Annotated in this window: 12 protein-coding genes; 3 read left to right on the top strand and 9 right to left on the bottom strand. The window is 48.7% G+C overall.

Annotated elements, in window-relative coordinates; genetic code table 11:
- The first annotated feature begins 46 nt into the window (after positions 1-46).
- Together AC0YNS_RS14690 and AC0YNS_RS14685 are read left to right on the top strand one after the other, a co-directional pair.
- The gene (locus AC0YNS_RS14690; protein ID WP_475781728.1) at positions 47-544 is read left to right on the top strand and encodes an AraC family transcriptional regulator; all 498 of its coding nucleotides are present in this window, start codon (positions 47-49) and stop codon (positions 542-544) included.
- 36 nt (positions 545-580) lie between these two features.
- The gene (locus tag AC0YNS_RS14685; RefSeq protein WP_475781727.1) at positions 581-1,480 is read left to right on the top strand and encodes a helix-turn-helix domain-containing protein; all 900 of its coding nucleotides are present in this window, start codon (positions 581-583) and stop codon (positions 1,478-1,480) included.
- 62 nt (positions 1,481-1,542) lie between these two features.
- Here the strand turns inward: AC0YNS_RS14685 and AC0YNS_RS14680 are convergent, their stop codons facing one another.
- The 9 genes from AC0YNS_RS14680 to AC0YNS_RS14640 all read right to left on the bottom strand — a co-directional run bounded on the left by AC0YNS_RS14680 (position 1,543) and on the right by AC0YNS_RS14640 (position 12,771).
- Positions 1,543-3,303, bottom strand: coding sequence for an ABC transporter substrate-binding protein (locus tag AC0YNS_RS14680; protein ID WP_475781726.1), 1,761 nt, complete (start codon positions 3,301-3,303; stop codon positions 1,543-1,545).
- An 84-nt stretch (positions 3,304-3,387) separates the two neighbouring features.
- Positions 3,388-4,293, bottom strand: coding sequence for a carbohydrate ABC transporter permease (locus tag AC0YNS_RS14675; RefSeq protein WP_475781725.1), 906 nt, complete (start codon positions 4,291-4,293; stop codon positions 3,388-3,390).
- An 11-nt stretch (positions 4,294-4,304) separates the two neighbouring features.
- Entirely contained in the window at positions 4,305-5,228 is a 924-nt protein-coding gene (locus AC0YNS_RS14670) for an ABC transporter permease (RefSeq protein WP_475781724.1), read from the bottom strand.
- Positions 5,229-5,319: 91 nt separating this feature from the next.
- Positions 5,320-6,882 (bottom strand): response regulator, encoded by a 1,563-nt coding sequence (locus AC0YNS_RS14665; protein WP_475781723.1) that lies wholly within the window; start codon positions 6,880-6,882, stop codon positions 5,320-5,322.
- The gene (locus tag AC0YNS_RS14660) at positions 6,875-8,668 is read right to left on the bottom strand and encodes a cache domain-containing sensor histidine kinase (RefSeq protein WP_475781722.1); all 1,794 of its coding nucleotides are present in this window, start codon (positions 8,666-8,668) and stop codon (positions 6,875-6,877) included. Before AC0YNS_RS14660 ends, AC0YNS_RS14665 begins: the two co-directional genes overlap by 8 nt.
- Positions 8,669-9,027: 359 nt before the next feature.
- Entirely contained in the window at positions 9,028-9,855 is an 828-nt protein-coding gene (locus tag AC0YNS_RS14655; protein WP_475781721.1) for a GTP pyrophosphokinase, read from the bottom strand.
- A 39-nt stretch (positions 9,856-9,894) separates the two neighbouring features.
- On the bottom strand, positions 9,895-11,343 hold the full coding sequence (gene cls / locus AC0YNS_RS14650) for a cardiolipin synthase (protein ID WP_475781720.1): 1,449 nt from the start codon (positions 11,341-11,343) through the stop codon (positions 9,895-9,897).
- A 500-nt stretch (positions 11,344-11,843) separates the two neighbouring features.
- The gene (locus tag AC0YNS_RS14645) at positions 11,844-12,278 is read right to left on the bottom strand and encodes a hypothetical protein (protein ID WP_475781719.1); all 435 of its coding nucleotides are present in this window, start codon (positions 12,276-12,278) and stop codon (positions 11,844-11,846) included.
- A 220-nt stretch (positions 12,279-12,498) separates the two neighbouring features.
- On the bottom strand, positions 12,499-12,771 hold the full coding sequence (locus AC0YNS_RS14640) for a DUF2277 domain-containing protein (protein WP_475781718.1): 273 nt from the start codon (positions 12,769-12,771) through the stop codon (positions 12,499-12,501).
- Positions 12,772-12,917: 146 nt separating this feature from the next.
- Here AC0YNS_RS14640 and AC0YNS_RS14635 point away from each other — a divergent pair, with 146 nt between their 5' ends.
- Positions 12,918-13,817 carry an SDR family oxidoreductase gene (locus tag AC0YNS_RS14635; RefSeq protein WP_475781717.1) on the top strand — a complete coding sequence of 300 codons (900 nt, stop codon included), beginning with the start codon at positions 12,918-12,920 and terminating at the stop codon, positions 13,815-13,817.
- Positions 13,818-13,848: the final 31 nt, after the last annotated feature.

The raw sequence follows: 13,848 nt of genomic DNA, 5'->3' as shown, positions 1-13,848 counted from the left end.
GTTCCCTTATCATAAAAATGTATGAATCTTCCTTAGAGGTGATTGGATGAGACAGCTGAATAGTTCAGTATTGCCGGAGAAGAGGGCTCAACTTGCCCAGCATGCGGAAATGAAATTGATCGGCATCCCTTGCATTGGCCTCCAAGACATGGGGAGCAAGTACCGTCATGCCAAAGAAAGCTTGCTTGGTCTTGCCGCACATATGCCTCAGATTATGGATGCTTCCGTACAATATGGAATGTGGCCGCAGGCTGCAGGACAAGATGTCCCGAATACGCATGTTTATCTATTATCCGTAGAGGTGTCTACGTTTGAAGGAATACCGGCATGGTTTGCACGCATGACCATCCCCGCTCAGAGCTGCGTCGTTGCAGCCAGTCAAGACGGTGATTTCGAAGGTGCCGGCGATGTCATTAACGCATTTATTGAGACGAACGCCTTGCTTGCTGATCCGCAGCCACGAGACTATATCATCTGCGAGCGCTATCGTTATAATGCTGAAGGTTTCGCTCGATATTCTTTTCCAATACTATTATCGAAGTAAGCACTGTGCATTGAAATCCCCCAGCAGGAGGAGCCCATGACCGTATTCCGGGGTGAGAATTACTTCCATCAGGAGAATTTCCCCTTCCATATTGATCGCTACACGATCCAGAAGGGTGAGCATATCCCATCGCATACGCATGACTTTGTGGAGCTAGTCTTCGTCGTGGAAGGCAGCGCGCTGCATGAAATGTCCGGCCATACCTACCAGCTTGTTGCCGGGGATGTATTTGTGCTGGAGCCTAACGTCTATCACAGCTATACCTGTTCACCGGACAAAGAAACGATTGTGTACAACGTTCTCTTCGAAGCGTCTTTTCTTCAGCGCGAGATGGAAGTGCTGCAGCAGATGCCCTCATTCGTCAACTTCTTCTATCTGGTTCCTTTCCTGCGCAAAACGCAATCCTTCGTCCCTTATCATTCCCTCCAACCAAGTCAGAAGCTGCAAATCCAATCCCATCTGCAAATCATCTACGATGAATTCCGTCAGCGGCGGGAAGGCTATCAGCTCATCATCAAGACAAGGTGGATTGAATGTCTCGTCTGGCTGAGCCGATTCCATCACGAGAACCGCAAAACGCTGCAGCCCGTTGCCGTCAGCGACAAAGAGTGGATGGACTCCATCGTAAACTTCGTAGAGCTGCATTACTATCAGCCGCTCACTTTGCAGCAGCTAAGCCAATTATGCGGCATGAGCGTCTCTTCCTTCACCGCCAAGTTCAAGGAAACGACCGGGCTCAGCCTGCTCGACTATAAGCACGCCGTCCAAATCCGGCATGCCGTGAATCTGCTTGAGACGACCGACAACAAAGTGCTCAACATCGCCTTAGACGTCGGCTTCAACGATGTCAGCTTCTTCAACCGCATGTTCCGCAAGCATACCGGCCAGACACCCGGCGAATACCGTCGGCGGTTGCATGCGAGAACACTGCAATAAGACAAGAAAGCCTCTCACACCATTCTGGTGTAAGAGGCTTTCTTGTCTTAACTAGCTAATTCTTACTTCGCGCTCCAGAGCTCAACGCGGTCTTTCACGTATTTCGTGTAGCCTTCTTCCATTTTCTTCACGCCGGCTTTGTCAAGATCAGCCATGTAAGCATCCCATACTTTATCGAAGTCAGCTGGTTTAGCCAGGATCGCTTCAGGGATACGTTTCCATGTGATGTCTCTCATTTTCGTGCCAAGAATGGATACTTCATCTTCGCCCGGAATGGAGATATTCCATGCAGCGCCGTATGCTTTAACTTTGAACTCGTCTTCTTTAGGGAACAGGTCTTTCCAAGTTGTTGCTTTATAAGCGGCAAGCGTTTCTTTCTCTACATCGCTGTAGCCAAGAACCAATTGCTCAGGGAAGTTCTTCGTGTAGTAGTTGCCGGATGGATCTTTGGCGCCATCGCCGTAGTGAACCATCATGTTCCAGTAGAAGCCGATACCTGTTTCTTTCGTGAATGCTGTGTTGTCGTTGTTGATACGATCTTGCACTTCTTGCGGCACAACGCGTTTGCCATCTACAACATTATAGTGTTTGCCTTCGATACCCCAGTTGTTAAGCACTTGGAATTCGTCGGAAGCCAGGTAATCCAGGAATTTAATCGTACGAACCGGATCCGGATTCGTGCTGGAGATCGAGATGCCGTAGCCGCCCATGAAACCGGTTGGCCAGAACGATGCTTCTTTGATGTCTTTGGACATTGTAACCGGATAGTGACCATACGTTTGATCGAATTTGCCAGCTGTTTTCAAAGCTTGCTGACCATCGTTGTAATCCCAGTCTTGGTCGATCAGACCAAGAACACGGCCTGTAGCAACCTTCGCTTTGTATTGATCATATTTTTGAACGAAGCTTTCTTTGTCAAGCAAGCCGATATCGTTCATGTGATTCAACCAGCGGAAGTATTCTTTCTCTTCCGGACGACGGAAGTGGTAAGTCGCTTCATGCGTGTCTTGGTTAATGAAATATTCACCATCATCAGAACCGCCTGTTGTAGCTACGGCTGGGTTCGTAACGGAAATATACATATGCCAGTCATCCGCATTCAAGGATACGCCGATGTTTTTGTTGCCATTCTCGTCTGTTGGGTGTTTCTCTAAGTACGATTTGATTGCTGCCTCATAGTCTTGTACCGTACGGATTTCTGGGTAGCCTGCTTCTTTCACGACACGGTGTTGAAGCTCGAAGCCGCCGCCTGCTACGAAACGCTGCTCATCCGCTGCAGCCCATGTCGGGATCGCATAGATCGCTTGGTCTTCATTCGTATATTTAGCGCGCACCAGGTAATCGCCCAGTACTTTCTTAATGTTTGGAGCGTATTTATCGATCAGATCAGTCAGGTCAATAACCGCGCCGGCGTCTACCAGCTTGCCGATATCGCCTTTAGCTGAGATAATATCCGGATATTCACCGCTTGTTGCGATGAGCGCTACCTTCTGTGCAGGGTCGCCGACTGCGAATTCCGCATCCAGAGTTACGCCGGTTTTCTCTGTAATTACTTTACTGACTTCATCCTGCATGTTATTCCAGTTTGGATTCGGGTCTTCAGCAAACATGGACAACTTGAGTGGAGAAGTATCTTCTGCTGCAGCATCTTTGTTTGCATCAGCGTTTGCGGCATTCGTATTCGAATTGCCTTCTGTAGTTACCGCAGTATTGCTCGTTTCGTTGTTCTTCTCATTGTTGTTGCCACCGCAGCCAGCAAGTAATCCAGCAAGCATTGTAAGCGACATTAGAATCGAAGCTGTTTTGGCTGTCTTTCTTTGCATGTTGCAAACCCTCCCATTATGGTAAAAATTATATTGTATAAACAGGAAACCTGCTAATACCAAAGTCTGGTGAATCGAAGCGAGTTAGCTTTTTACCGCGCCAAGCGTCATCCCTTTGACAAAATAGCTCTGCAAGAACGGATACACGATCAAGATCGGAACCGTAACGATAATCGTAATGGCCATCTTAACGGATTCCGGTGAAATCTGAGCCATAACCTCGACCATGTTGCGGCCGCGGAAATTATCGACGTTCGTTGTCGTGCTCTGAATGACCTTCATGAGCTCGTATTGAAGCGTGGTCAGATGATCCTGCGAGCCGTTGTACAGATAAGTATCGAACCAAGAGTTCCACTGACCGACCGCAAGGAACAAGGCAATCGTAGCGAGTGCCGGCTTCGTGAGCGGCAGAATGACACGCCAGTAGATCGTGAAATCGTTAGCGCCATCAAGCTTAGCTGATTCTTGCAGTGCATATGGGATCCCATCGATAAAGGATCGAATAACGAAGACATTGAATGCGCTAACAAGTCCGGGCAGCACATAGACGGCAAAGGTGCCCATCATATGAAGATCCTTAATCAGGATATAGAACGGTATCAATCCGCCGGATACGTACATCGTGAGAGCCAAGAACGTGGATACGAATTTCCGTCCCTGGAAGTCGACCCGGCTAAGCGTGAACGCCAGCATGGAAGCACTGATGAGCCCAAGCAGTGTGCCGATAACGGTTCGAAGGATTGATATTTTGAGTCCGGTTATTAAGCCGGAGAAGGCAAATATGGTTTCGTAATTCTTCAGTGTGAATTGCCGCGGGAAGATCGTAATTCCGCCGCGTACACTGTCTGTAGAATCATTAAGCGAAATCGCGAGAACGTTTAGAAACGGATATAAGGTTGCGATAGTAACGATGACGATTGCTGTGTAGACAACGATATCGAAGATGCGGTCAGACCAAGGCGTACCGCTGGATATTGAGCGTGTTTCCATTTGGCAGCCTCCTAAATGATGCTTTCTTTCGTAATTTTCTTAAAGATGCCGTTAGCCGTGAAGAGCAAGATAACACTGACGACAGAGTTGAAGATGTTAATTGCGGTACCGAATGAGTATCGGCCCATTCCTAAGCCGTAGTTAAGCGCATACAAATCAAGCGTTTGTGAGTAATCACGGACTAGATTGTTGCCTAGCAGGAACTGTTTCTCAAACCCGATGCTGATCAAGTGACCGATCGAGATGATGACCAGAATGATGATCGTGGAGCGAATACCCGGCAGTGTAATGTTCCAAACCTGCTGCAGTCTGCTCGCACCATCCACTCTTGCTGCCTCGTACAGCTCCGGTCCAATACCGGCAATCGCGGCCAGATAGATAATCGTGTTCCATCCGGTTTCTTTCCATACATCCGAGGCGGTGACGATCCCCCAGAACAGATTGCCTTTGGCTGAGAACTGAATCGGTTCGCTGATGATGTGCAGACCGACTAGCAGATCGTTCACTGCACCGTTATCGGTGGAGAGCATTTTCGTTACGATCCCTGCTGCTACGACCCAAGAGACGAAATGCGGCAAGTACGAAATCGTTTGAACGAAACGCTTGAACACTTGAATGCGAACTTCATTAAGCAAGATGGCAAAGATGATCGGGATCGCAAATCCGGCAATCAATCCCATCACGCTCATCGCCAGCGTATTGCGCAGTGCCTGGTAGAACGAATCGTCATGAAACAGTTCCTTGAAATAATCGAACCCAACCCATTTTTGTTCAAAAAACGATTTGGCCGGCTTGAATTTCTGGAACGCCATCGTCCATCCCCAGAGTGGCAAATAGCTGAATACGAACACCCACGCTATAAAGGGAAGAGACATCAGATACAAGTATTTCTGTTGCATAAATGTGTGCCAGAAACGCGGCTTCCGGTAGTTCATAAGCAATTCCTCCTTGCTGTATGATCTAATGATAAATGAAATAAAGCGCTTTCAGTACCCTAACAATTTTGCTCAAAATCATATAAAAATCTCACATTTTCCGATATGCCGAAGGAGAGCTGCCTACGTATTTTCTGAATTTGCTATGAAAATAATCGACGTTGGAGTATCCGACCTTCTCTGCAACGAGGTAGACCTTCATCCCTTGACTGAGCAATTCCTTCGCTTTCTCGACCCGAACTTTATCCACATACGTGTTGAAATATTCGCCTGTTTCATTCTTGAACAGCTTGCCTAGATACGCACTGTTGTAATTAAATACTGCTGCCAGCGTATCCAGCTTCAAATTCTCCACATAATTGCGCTGAATCAAATCAAGCATCTTCTTGATCTGTTTTTCCGTCCCTACGGTTGATGATTCCGGCTTTAATCCTTGCAGAAAAGCAATGACATGCTGCTCCATCTCGTTGTAGCGCGATTGTTCGAAGATCGCATGGATACTTGCGGACAGCTGACCGCCTCTTGTCTGCATATCAGGATCATGCTGCGACAGCTTGCTGATTACGCTGGTAACAATTTCAGCAAGCGCAGCCTTAATCGCTTGCTCCGAGCTGCCGCGCGCCAGCAGCCACCTTCCCTTCTCCGAAACCATTTCCTCTATAGCCTTCGCATTCCCGATATCTATGGCAAAATAAAGCTGCCCTGCCGTTTCCGCGCAATCGATCGCGGTTTCCTCGGCCGATGCGTCGATAAGCGGAGTAGACACTGCAATCGGAGCTGTTTCCGCTGTAATAAGCTGACCGCCGGCATAGAAGAATCGCATACTCACGTACTTCGCAGCTTCCTCGTAGGAACTGCTGATTTCCTCTAATCGATTCACGCTGGATCCTGCCGCAGCTGTAACCACGAGATCCTCCTGGGACAAGAGTGCCGTCATGTCTTTGTATAATGCATGTCGCTTCTGTTCAACCTGCAGATCCTTCTTCACAAGCAGTCCGATAAAGGAATCTAGAGTAAACACAACGCCGATGCCCTTCTCCTCAAACGCTTGAACGAACAGCCCCTTCAGCTTCATCAGCTGCCCATGCTCAATTTCATGTTCCTTGCCTTGCAATTTCAAGAGCACGACGGTATAGCTGTCCCAATTCAGTTCAGCATCCGCCAATTCTTGCGCCTGTAATGCTGTAGGCATTTGAGTGCCCTGAGTCAAATAGGACTGTACGACTCGCTCACGATTCCAAACTTCCTTTAGCTCGTTCTTGAGCTTCTCCGCGGATTCTCGCGTAAGCGTGGCGTGCAGCCTGTTCAAGTAATCGACCAACTCGTCCTCGTCGACCGGCTTGAGCAGATAACCGTCCGTATCCAGCGCAATCGCCTTCTTTGCATAATCGAAGTCCGCGTAGCCGCTCAGAATTAATACATGAACAGCCTGCTCGTTCTTCCTCAATTGCTCGATCAGCTCAAGTCCGCTCATTCCCGGCATCCGAATGTCCACGATCATCAGATCCGGTTTGTACCGATCGTATTTGACAAGGGCATCCTTCCCGTTTGCTGCGGTATCCACCACTTCATAGCCAAGTCCATTCCAGTCAATAAGCGTTCTTAAGCCTTCGCGGATCGTAGGTTCATCATCTGTAATGAGCACTTTATACATAAGCAGACTCGCCTCCAATAGGAATCGTAAATTGCACTCTGGTACCAATGCCCGGCTCGCTCCAAATATCGAGACCATACTCGCTGCCATATAGGAGCTTCAAACGCATATGGACATTTCGAAGCCCGATGCGGTTGCCTTCCCCGTCTTCTTGATCACCAAACGTTTGATACACCTCTTCCAGCCTGTCGCGCGCCATACCTTCGCCATTGTCAATGACTTCCACGTGAATCATATCCCCCTGCAATTCGGCTTTAACGCGAACGATACCGCCTTCTTCCCTGTTCTCAAGGCCATGAATGACGGCATTCTCCACTAAAGGCTGAATGATAAGCGGAAGAATCGGTGCCTGCTCCGCCGCGGGGTCAACCAGCAGCTCATACATTAACCGATCTTCATATCTGAATTTCTGGATGTCCAAATAACAGCGAACCATATCGATTTCATTGCGCAGCATGACGGTTCGATTGCCGGCTTCGAGATTTTTGCGCATCATTTTGCCCAGAAGCCTGACGACATTCGAAATCTCCTTCTCGCCCTTCAGATGTGCCTTCATCCGAATCGATTCTAGCGCATTGAATAAGAAATGCGGGTTGATTTGACTGGCCATCATTTTGAATTTGATCTCATTTTGCTTCGACTGAATTTGTACCTTCTGCTTGTTCGATTCCTGAACTTCGATGAGGAGCTCGTTAATGCTGACCACCATGGCATTGAACTGTCTGGATAGCTGTCCAATTTCGTCCTTGCCGTCAATTTCGAGCGCAATATCGAGGTTACCGGTCGCAACCTTCGTGATGTGTTTGCTGAGACGCAGCAGTCGATTCGAGAGAAACGTCGCAAAGCCGTATATCAAGCCGATTGCCACTACGAGACTAAGCGCAACGACTGTCAGCGCCAGCACGATAATTTGATTGGCGTCCTTCACGATGCTGTCGATGGAGAATACAGAGATTACGCGAAGCCCGTTCAAGCTTGAAGCCGGAACAAGCTGTTCGATTTGGATTTGAGATGATTTTCCATCCACAACGGCTTGGAATCTCCCGCTTTGCTTATCGATGACGTTCGGATCAAACGAGATTTCAGCCAGCGTCTTTCCTACTCGATTCGGTCGATTTGCAGACACGATATGATTATCCTCCGCCACGATCATCGTCTCGAACGTTTCTTGATTAAGAATCGAATCGAGCATGCGCCCGTTCACATTGATTACGAGTACGCCAATGTTATGCTGACTAAGGAAATCGATTTTGCGAATGAGGCTCAAATAGTGTTGATGATCGCGTTCATCCTCGATGTAGTTCCACCCGATCAGTCCACTGCTGTTTATTGCCGTTTGATACCATTTCGTCCGGATAATCGAACCCGTCGGCTGGATGAATTCCCAATTATCGAGCAGCGTCTTATTATTGATATAGAAGCGAATATTGGTAATTTCTTTATACAAACGGATATATTCCTTAATGTCCGGATAATCTTTGTAAGCCTTCACGACGTCGTAGACCGTCTCATATTGACCATTCGCGAGTCCCGCAAGCCGGCTGTCATTGGACATTCGATAGGAAATATCATTCGAGACGTTGATCACCTCGGCCGTCCGTTTCTTCACCCGCTCCACGTTCGCAGCTGTCTGTTCAAGTGCATTCTCCAGCGCCATATGCCGCAGCTCACTTGTCAGGAAGACCCCAACCATCATAACGGGTACGAAAACAACGACGATGCAGGATAAAATAAGCTTTGTTCTCAGCTTCATGTCATTCATGCTGCGGATTAGGAATCGGAACATAGCTGCAGCCTTCCCTTCTGTATGTGAACTGCCTATATTCTGGAAGCGTTTTCAAAATTAACGGTTATTCTGATGCTCGAAAGCATATTCTCCATTCTAATCAATTGAAAGTCGAAAGAACAGGTAAAAATTGTTCCATTTTTCATATAATAATTAGTGATTTCGGAACACTTTGTGACATTGGAGGGTATTGGCTCGGGGAGGCGGAAACAAGGTAAGCGGTACTTCTCTTGCTCGCTGTTCAGCCAAATTCGGCTCATGTGCGGTAATTGGTACCTCTCTTGGCCCACGACAACATGCAAAAAAGGCGCAGACCTTGGAAGGTCGCGCCTTTGCGATTTCATTCATGTTCCATCATGTTACTTCAAAATCGTCGCCGGAGTCGGAGATGACTGTGCAGGTGACGCCGGTTCGGACGATTGTGCTGCCGGCGCTGCATTAGTTGCAAGAGCAGCAGGAGATGGTTTAGGCGAAAGTGCAGCCACGGGTGCAGGCTTCAGCACTCGTTTCGGCGCTGGTGGTGCAGGCGGCGCCAAGGTGAGCGAAGATGCCGTGGTTTGAAGCGCATTATCACTGAAGCGCTGTACTTCCTCCTTCAAGCCAAGCATCCTTTTGTCGAGCGCTCCGATCATGTCGGCCGTTTCCTTCAGTTGATCGCGAATGGACTCCGGCATGTCATCATGAAATTGATAATAGATCTTGTGCTCCAAGCTGGCCCAGAAATCCATTGCAATGGTCCGCAGTTGAATTTCCACTTTCACATGCTCAATGCGATCGGATAGGAAAACCGGAATTTCAATAATCATATGCAAGCTTTGATACCCGTTTGGCTTCGGATCCTTTATGTAATCCTTCACCTCGATCACCTTTACATCACCTTGTCTGAGAATCATTTCGTAGACGCGGTATACGTCAGTTGTGAACGAGCAAATCACCCGTACGCCGGCGATATCCCGGATATGCGCGGCCGCATTTTCTTTGGACACTTCCACGCCTTTGCGCTGCAGTTTCTCCACGATACTCTCAGGCGATTTTATCCGTGTTTTCACATGCTCGATTGGGTTGTAATGCTGAACAAATTGCAGTTCCTCATTAAGAATAGTCAGTTTCGTGCTCATTTCATCCAGTGCAAACTTATAGCTCATCAGCATTTTGGCCCATTCCATGACCATCTGCTTGTCCATCATCTCTCTCACACTCCTTGTTGCTCTTATCTGTATTACCCACTACAAGATCGGCGATAACAGCCGTACGCAGGATTCCCTAAACCGGTGAAACGTCGACCGTTGCGTATAAGCTTCATAAGTCAGCTCAGCGCTTTCCTTCATGTCATCTTCGAATATACGTTTTAGCTGCGAGGCAGTTTCGGTATCATATAAGATCGCATTGACTTCAAAATTCAATTTAAAGCTGCGAATGTCCACATTAGCTGTCCCCACCGAGGCGACGTGACCATCCACTACGATCGTTTTGGCGTGCAGGAACCCCTTCTCATAGAGGTAGCATTTCATACCTTCACTTAGTAAATCCCCCAGATACGAGTACGACGCCCAATACACCATTTTGTGATCCGGCTTGCTTGGCAGCATCATGCGAACGTCGATTCCGGATAAGACGGCCATTTTCAAAGCGGTTAATAAGCTCTCATCGGGTATAAAATAAGGCGTTTGAATATAAATCGTTTCCTTCGCGGAATTGATCATTTTGATATACGCGTTCTTAATTTGCTCCAAAGTCTGGTCAGGTCCGCTGGATACAATCTGAATGCCCGCGTTTCCGGTATTGGCGGCCGGTGGGAACAACTCCAGCACGTCCCGCATAATCGGCGACGATGAAGCCATATTCCAATCCAACATGTAATGCGCCTGCATCTGGAGCACCGCATGACCGGTAATGCGCAGATGCGAATCCCGCCACGCGCCATAGCGCTCGTCTTGCCCTAAATATTCATCGCCAATATTGAAACCGCCAATATAACCGATTTGCCCGTCAATAATCGCGAGCTTGCGATGATTGCGGTAATTGACGCGAATGTTGAGGTAGGGGATTTTGGACGGGAAGAAGAAGGCAACCTCTCCGCCCGCCGCCCGCAGCCGATCGAAGAAATGACGCGGGAGCAGCGAGCAGCCGATGTCATCGACAAGAAAGCGGACCTTGACTCCTTGTTTGGCTTTGCTGGACAACGCATCGAGCAGGCGATTTCCTAATTTGTCGTTCTGCACGATGTAGTACATGAGATGAATGTGACTGCTCGCCCGCTCAATGTCGTCGAACAGCGCACCGAATTTATCATTGCCGTCTGTGTAAATTTCAACCTTGTTATTCTGCGTGTACAGTGCGAAGCCGCTCGTCAAATTCATGTAGATCATATCCGCGTAGTTCGCAGCTGCGGCGTCGTTAAACACGACCTGATTATCCCGAAACTCCCGCCGCTGATTCTCGATCATCGCGTTCATCGTTTCCTTCGTTCGTTTGTTCAGCTTATAAATCTTCTTCTTGCTCAGGTTCTGTCCCAGAACCAGGTACACCACGAATCCGACCGCAGGCAGAAAGAGCAGCACCATCAGCCAGGCCCACGTCACGCCGACGTTACGCCTCTCCAAGAAAATAACCGCAATCGCAAGCGGAATATTAACGACCATCAAATAAGTAAAAAAATTCCCAAATGTAAGCATCGGCATGCCTCTCCTCGAATGCTGGCGCCTCATCGCATTCCTTCCCCAGTATAAACCATTTTGAGCCGTAGGCCAAAAGTGGGATGGGGGGAACGGCGAGGGTCGGCGCCTATGTAGACCTCCTCATTCGCTTCATGCGGCTCATTCCGCCAAATTTGCTACTAGGTAGACCTCCTCGTTCGCTTCATGCGGCTCATTCCGCCAAATTTGCTACTAGGTAGACCTCCTCGTTCGCTTCATGCGCTCGTTCAAACTAACTGGCTACTATTATCGCATAAACTCTAACTCTTACTTGCTTCTCCAGTTTGAAGTAGAAAGCTTATAGCGCATAATCCTACCTGTCGGAGAGACTTTGGCGACAAGAAGGCCTTTGCCAACAAGTGAACGAAGGTATTTTGCTGCGGATTCTCTGGTAATCCCCATCTTCTTCGCTGCTGTTACCGGAGTCAGTTCCCCCCAGCACTCTTGCATCAAATGCAGGAGTGCTCGCTCGTATACGCTCAACTCCTCGCTAACTGGACGAGCGATGCCGCCCCATGTTGGCCGCGGCGAGGTTTCTCCATGAAGGCAAAACGCAGCAGTTTCCAGCCTTCGATTAGCAGATGGTTTTGGCGGCTTAGATCATCTGCGAACTTCCAACGGGAAATGTCCCTCCAGTGTGGTCCGAAGCCGTCAACCTCCAGTAGCAGCTGATAAGTTAGCGGAGGGCAATAAGCATAGTCTACGAACCGCGTCCCGCCCTTCAAATCCTGCAGCTCATACTCGGGATGCAGATATTCCAAATTCCCCACAGCCGGCCACCACACTTGCTGCAACAGTGCTTTCTCTGCATCGCCATGTTCTGCCAATCTGCGTTTTCGCTCCTCGCTCCCACTCGCCAACGCCTGCTCCATCATGCGTGCATATGCCTGCTCAAACCCTTGCTCCATCTTCACAACACACTCCTCCGACAAATAAAAATAGGCTGCCCGCTCGGAAAACTTCCGAGAAGAGCAGCCTGTGCTTCAGGACTACTATTTGTTACTTACTATTAATTATAGTGGATTCAACTTTAGCGCGCTAGATCGGGTTATTGTGATGACGCTGAATCAACCGAATGTGAGCACGTTCGGTCTCATGTCGGCAATGGCTGCCATGGCATGAATGAATGATACGTTACTTTGTCCCAAACCGCTTCACCGACCGAATTTTGGCGCGTTCGATTTCGATTTGGCGATTGCGCGGTTCGGCATTGGTTACCAGGGAGCTAAGCAGCTTCTGCGCAACAGCGGTGACTTCGTCAATCGCGGTATGGAAGGCGGCCTCGTTCGCTTTGGATGGCGCAGTGAATCCCGAGAGCTTACGGACAAATTGCACCGCGGCTGCATGAACCTCTTCTTCAGTAGCAGGCGGGTCAAAATTGAACAGCGTCTTAATATTACGGCACATAGTATTTCTCCTTTTGAGAAGACATTTTCCTTATTTTACTACATCGCAGCCACAGTCACTAGTCTCGAACTCCGCTCATGTACCCATTCATGCACACATGAATACAGTAGACCATCTGATTATTCGCAGGAGGTTAGCTACAGCCAATGATTCCCGTATACCCCTATTATGGAAAAAGGACAGTCTGCAAAGAAGAACCCATCGCGTTTCCTCCCCAGCATCAGCCTGTCCAACCAGGGCTTGAGTATGAGATGGTACCGAGGCCGATATTTGAAACCCCTTCGTATAAAGGCAGCTGCAAGCTTCAAGATAAGGTTGCCATCATTACCGGAGGTGATAGCGGAATCGGTCGCGCGGTTGCCATTGCTTTTGCCAAAGAAGGCGCTCATGTCGTCATCCCCTATCTGTACGAGCACAGAGATGCTAATGAAACCAAACAGAGAATCGAACAGCTCGGCAGAACCTGCCTGCTCATCCCCGGTGATTTAAGATCGGAGCAGCACTGCCGGGACGTCGTCAATCTGACGATGCGGACTTACGGCAAGATAGATGTCTTAATCCTTAACCAAGGCGTACAGTTCCCTCAAACCAGCATTATGCATATATCCACCGAGCAGCTCTATAACACGTACAAAACGAACATTTTTCCCATGTTCTATATCACCAGAGCCGCGCTTCCACATATGAAATCCGGCGGTACGATCGTGAATACAGCTTCTATCACTGCTTATCAAGGGGCACCTCTCCTCATTGACTATTCTTCTACAAAAGGTGCCGTTGTTTCGTTCACACGCTCACTCGCCCTCTCCCTGGTGCACCAAGGGATCCGTGTAAATGCGGTCGCGCCGGGTCCGATTTGGACGCCGCTTACCGTGTCCAGCTTCCCTGCGGATTACGTGTCCACCTTCGGCCTGGATACGCCGATGAAGCGCGCCGGCCAGCCATTCGAGCTGGCACCTGCTTATGTCTACCTCGCATCCGACGATTCGAGCTACGTAACAGGTGAAGTTATCCACGTCAATGGAGGAGCAATGGTCACAACCTAGCATGATCACATGCAAAACAAAATGCCCGCCA

The sequence above is a fragment of the Paenibacillus sp. J22FR21 genome, assembly GCF_056269135.1.
Note: the sequence above shows the minus strand (reverse complement) of the source record. Positions and strands in the feature narration are given on the sequence as shown.

Coding starts and splice junctions, on each gene's coding strand:
- AC0YNS_RS14690 (WP_475781728.1), top strand. CDS start 47: ATGAGACAGCTGAATAGTTCAGTATTGCCGGAGAAGAGGGCTCAACTT.
- AC0YNS_RS14685 (WP_475781727.1), top strand. CDS start 581: ATGACCGTATTCCGGGGTGAGAATTACTTCCATCAGGAGAATTTCCCC.
- AC0YNS_RS14680 (WP_475781726.1), bottom strand. CDS start 3,303: ATGCAAAGAAAGACAGCCAAAACAGCTTCGATTCTAATGTCGCTTACA.
- AC0YNS_RS14675 (WP_475781725.1), bottom strand. CDS start 4,293: ATGGAAACACGCTCAATATCCAGCGGTACGCCTTGGTCTGACCGCATC.
- AC0YNS_RS14670 (WP_475781724.1), bottom strand. CDS start 5,228: ATGAACTACCGGAAGCCGCGTTTCTGGCACACATTTATGCAACAGAAA.
- AC0YNS_RS14665 (WP_475781723.1), bottom strand. CDS start 6,882: ATGTATAAAGTGCTCATTACAGATGATGAACCTACGATCCGCGAAGGC.
- AC0YNS_RS14660 (WP_475781722.1), bottom strand. CDS start 8,668: ATGTTCCGATTCCTAATCCGCAGCATGAATGACATGAAGCTGAGAACA.
- AC0YNS_RS14655 (WP_475781721.1), bottom strand. CDS start 9,855: ATGATGGACAAGCAGATGGTCATGGAATGGGCCAAAATGCTGATGAGC.
- cls (WP_475781720.1), bottom strand. CDS start 11,343: ATGCTTACATTTGGGAATTTTTTTACTTATTTGATGGTCGTTAATATT.
- AC0YNS_RS14640 (WP_475781718.1), bottom strand. CDS start 12,771: ATGTGCCGTAATATTAAGACGCTGTTCAATTTTGACCCGCCTGCTACT.
- AC0YNS_RS14635 (WP_475781717.1), top strand. CDS start 12,918: ATGATTCCCGTATACCCCTATTATGGAAAAAGGACAGTCTGCAAAGAA.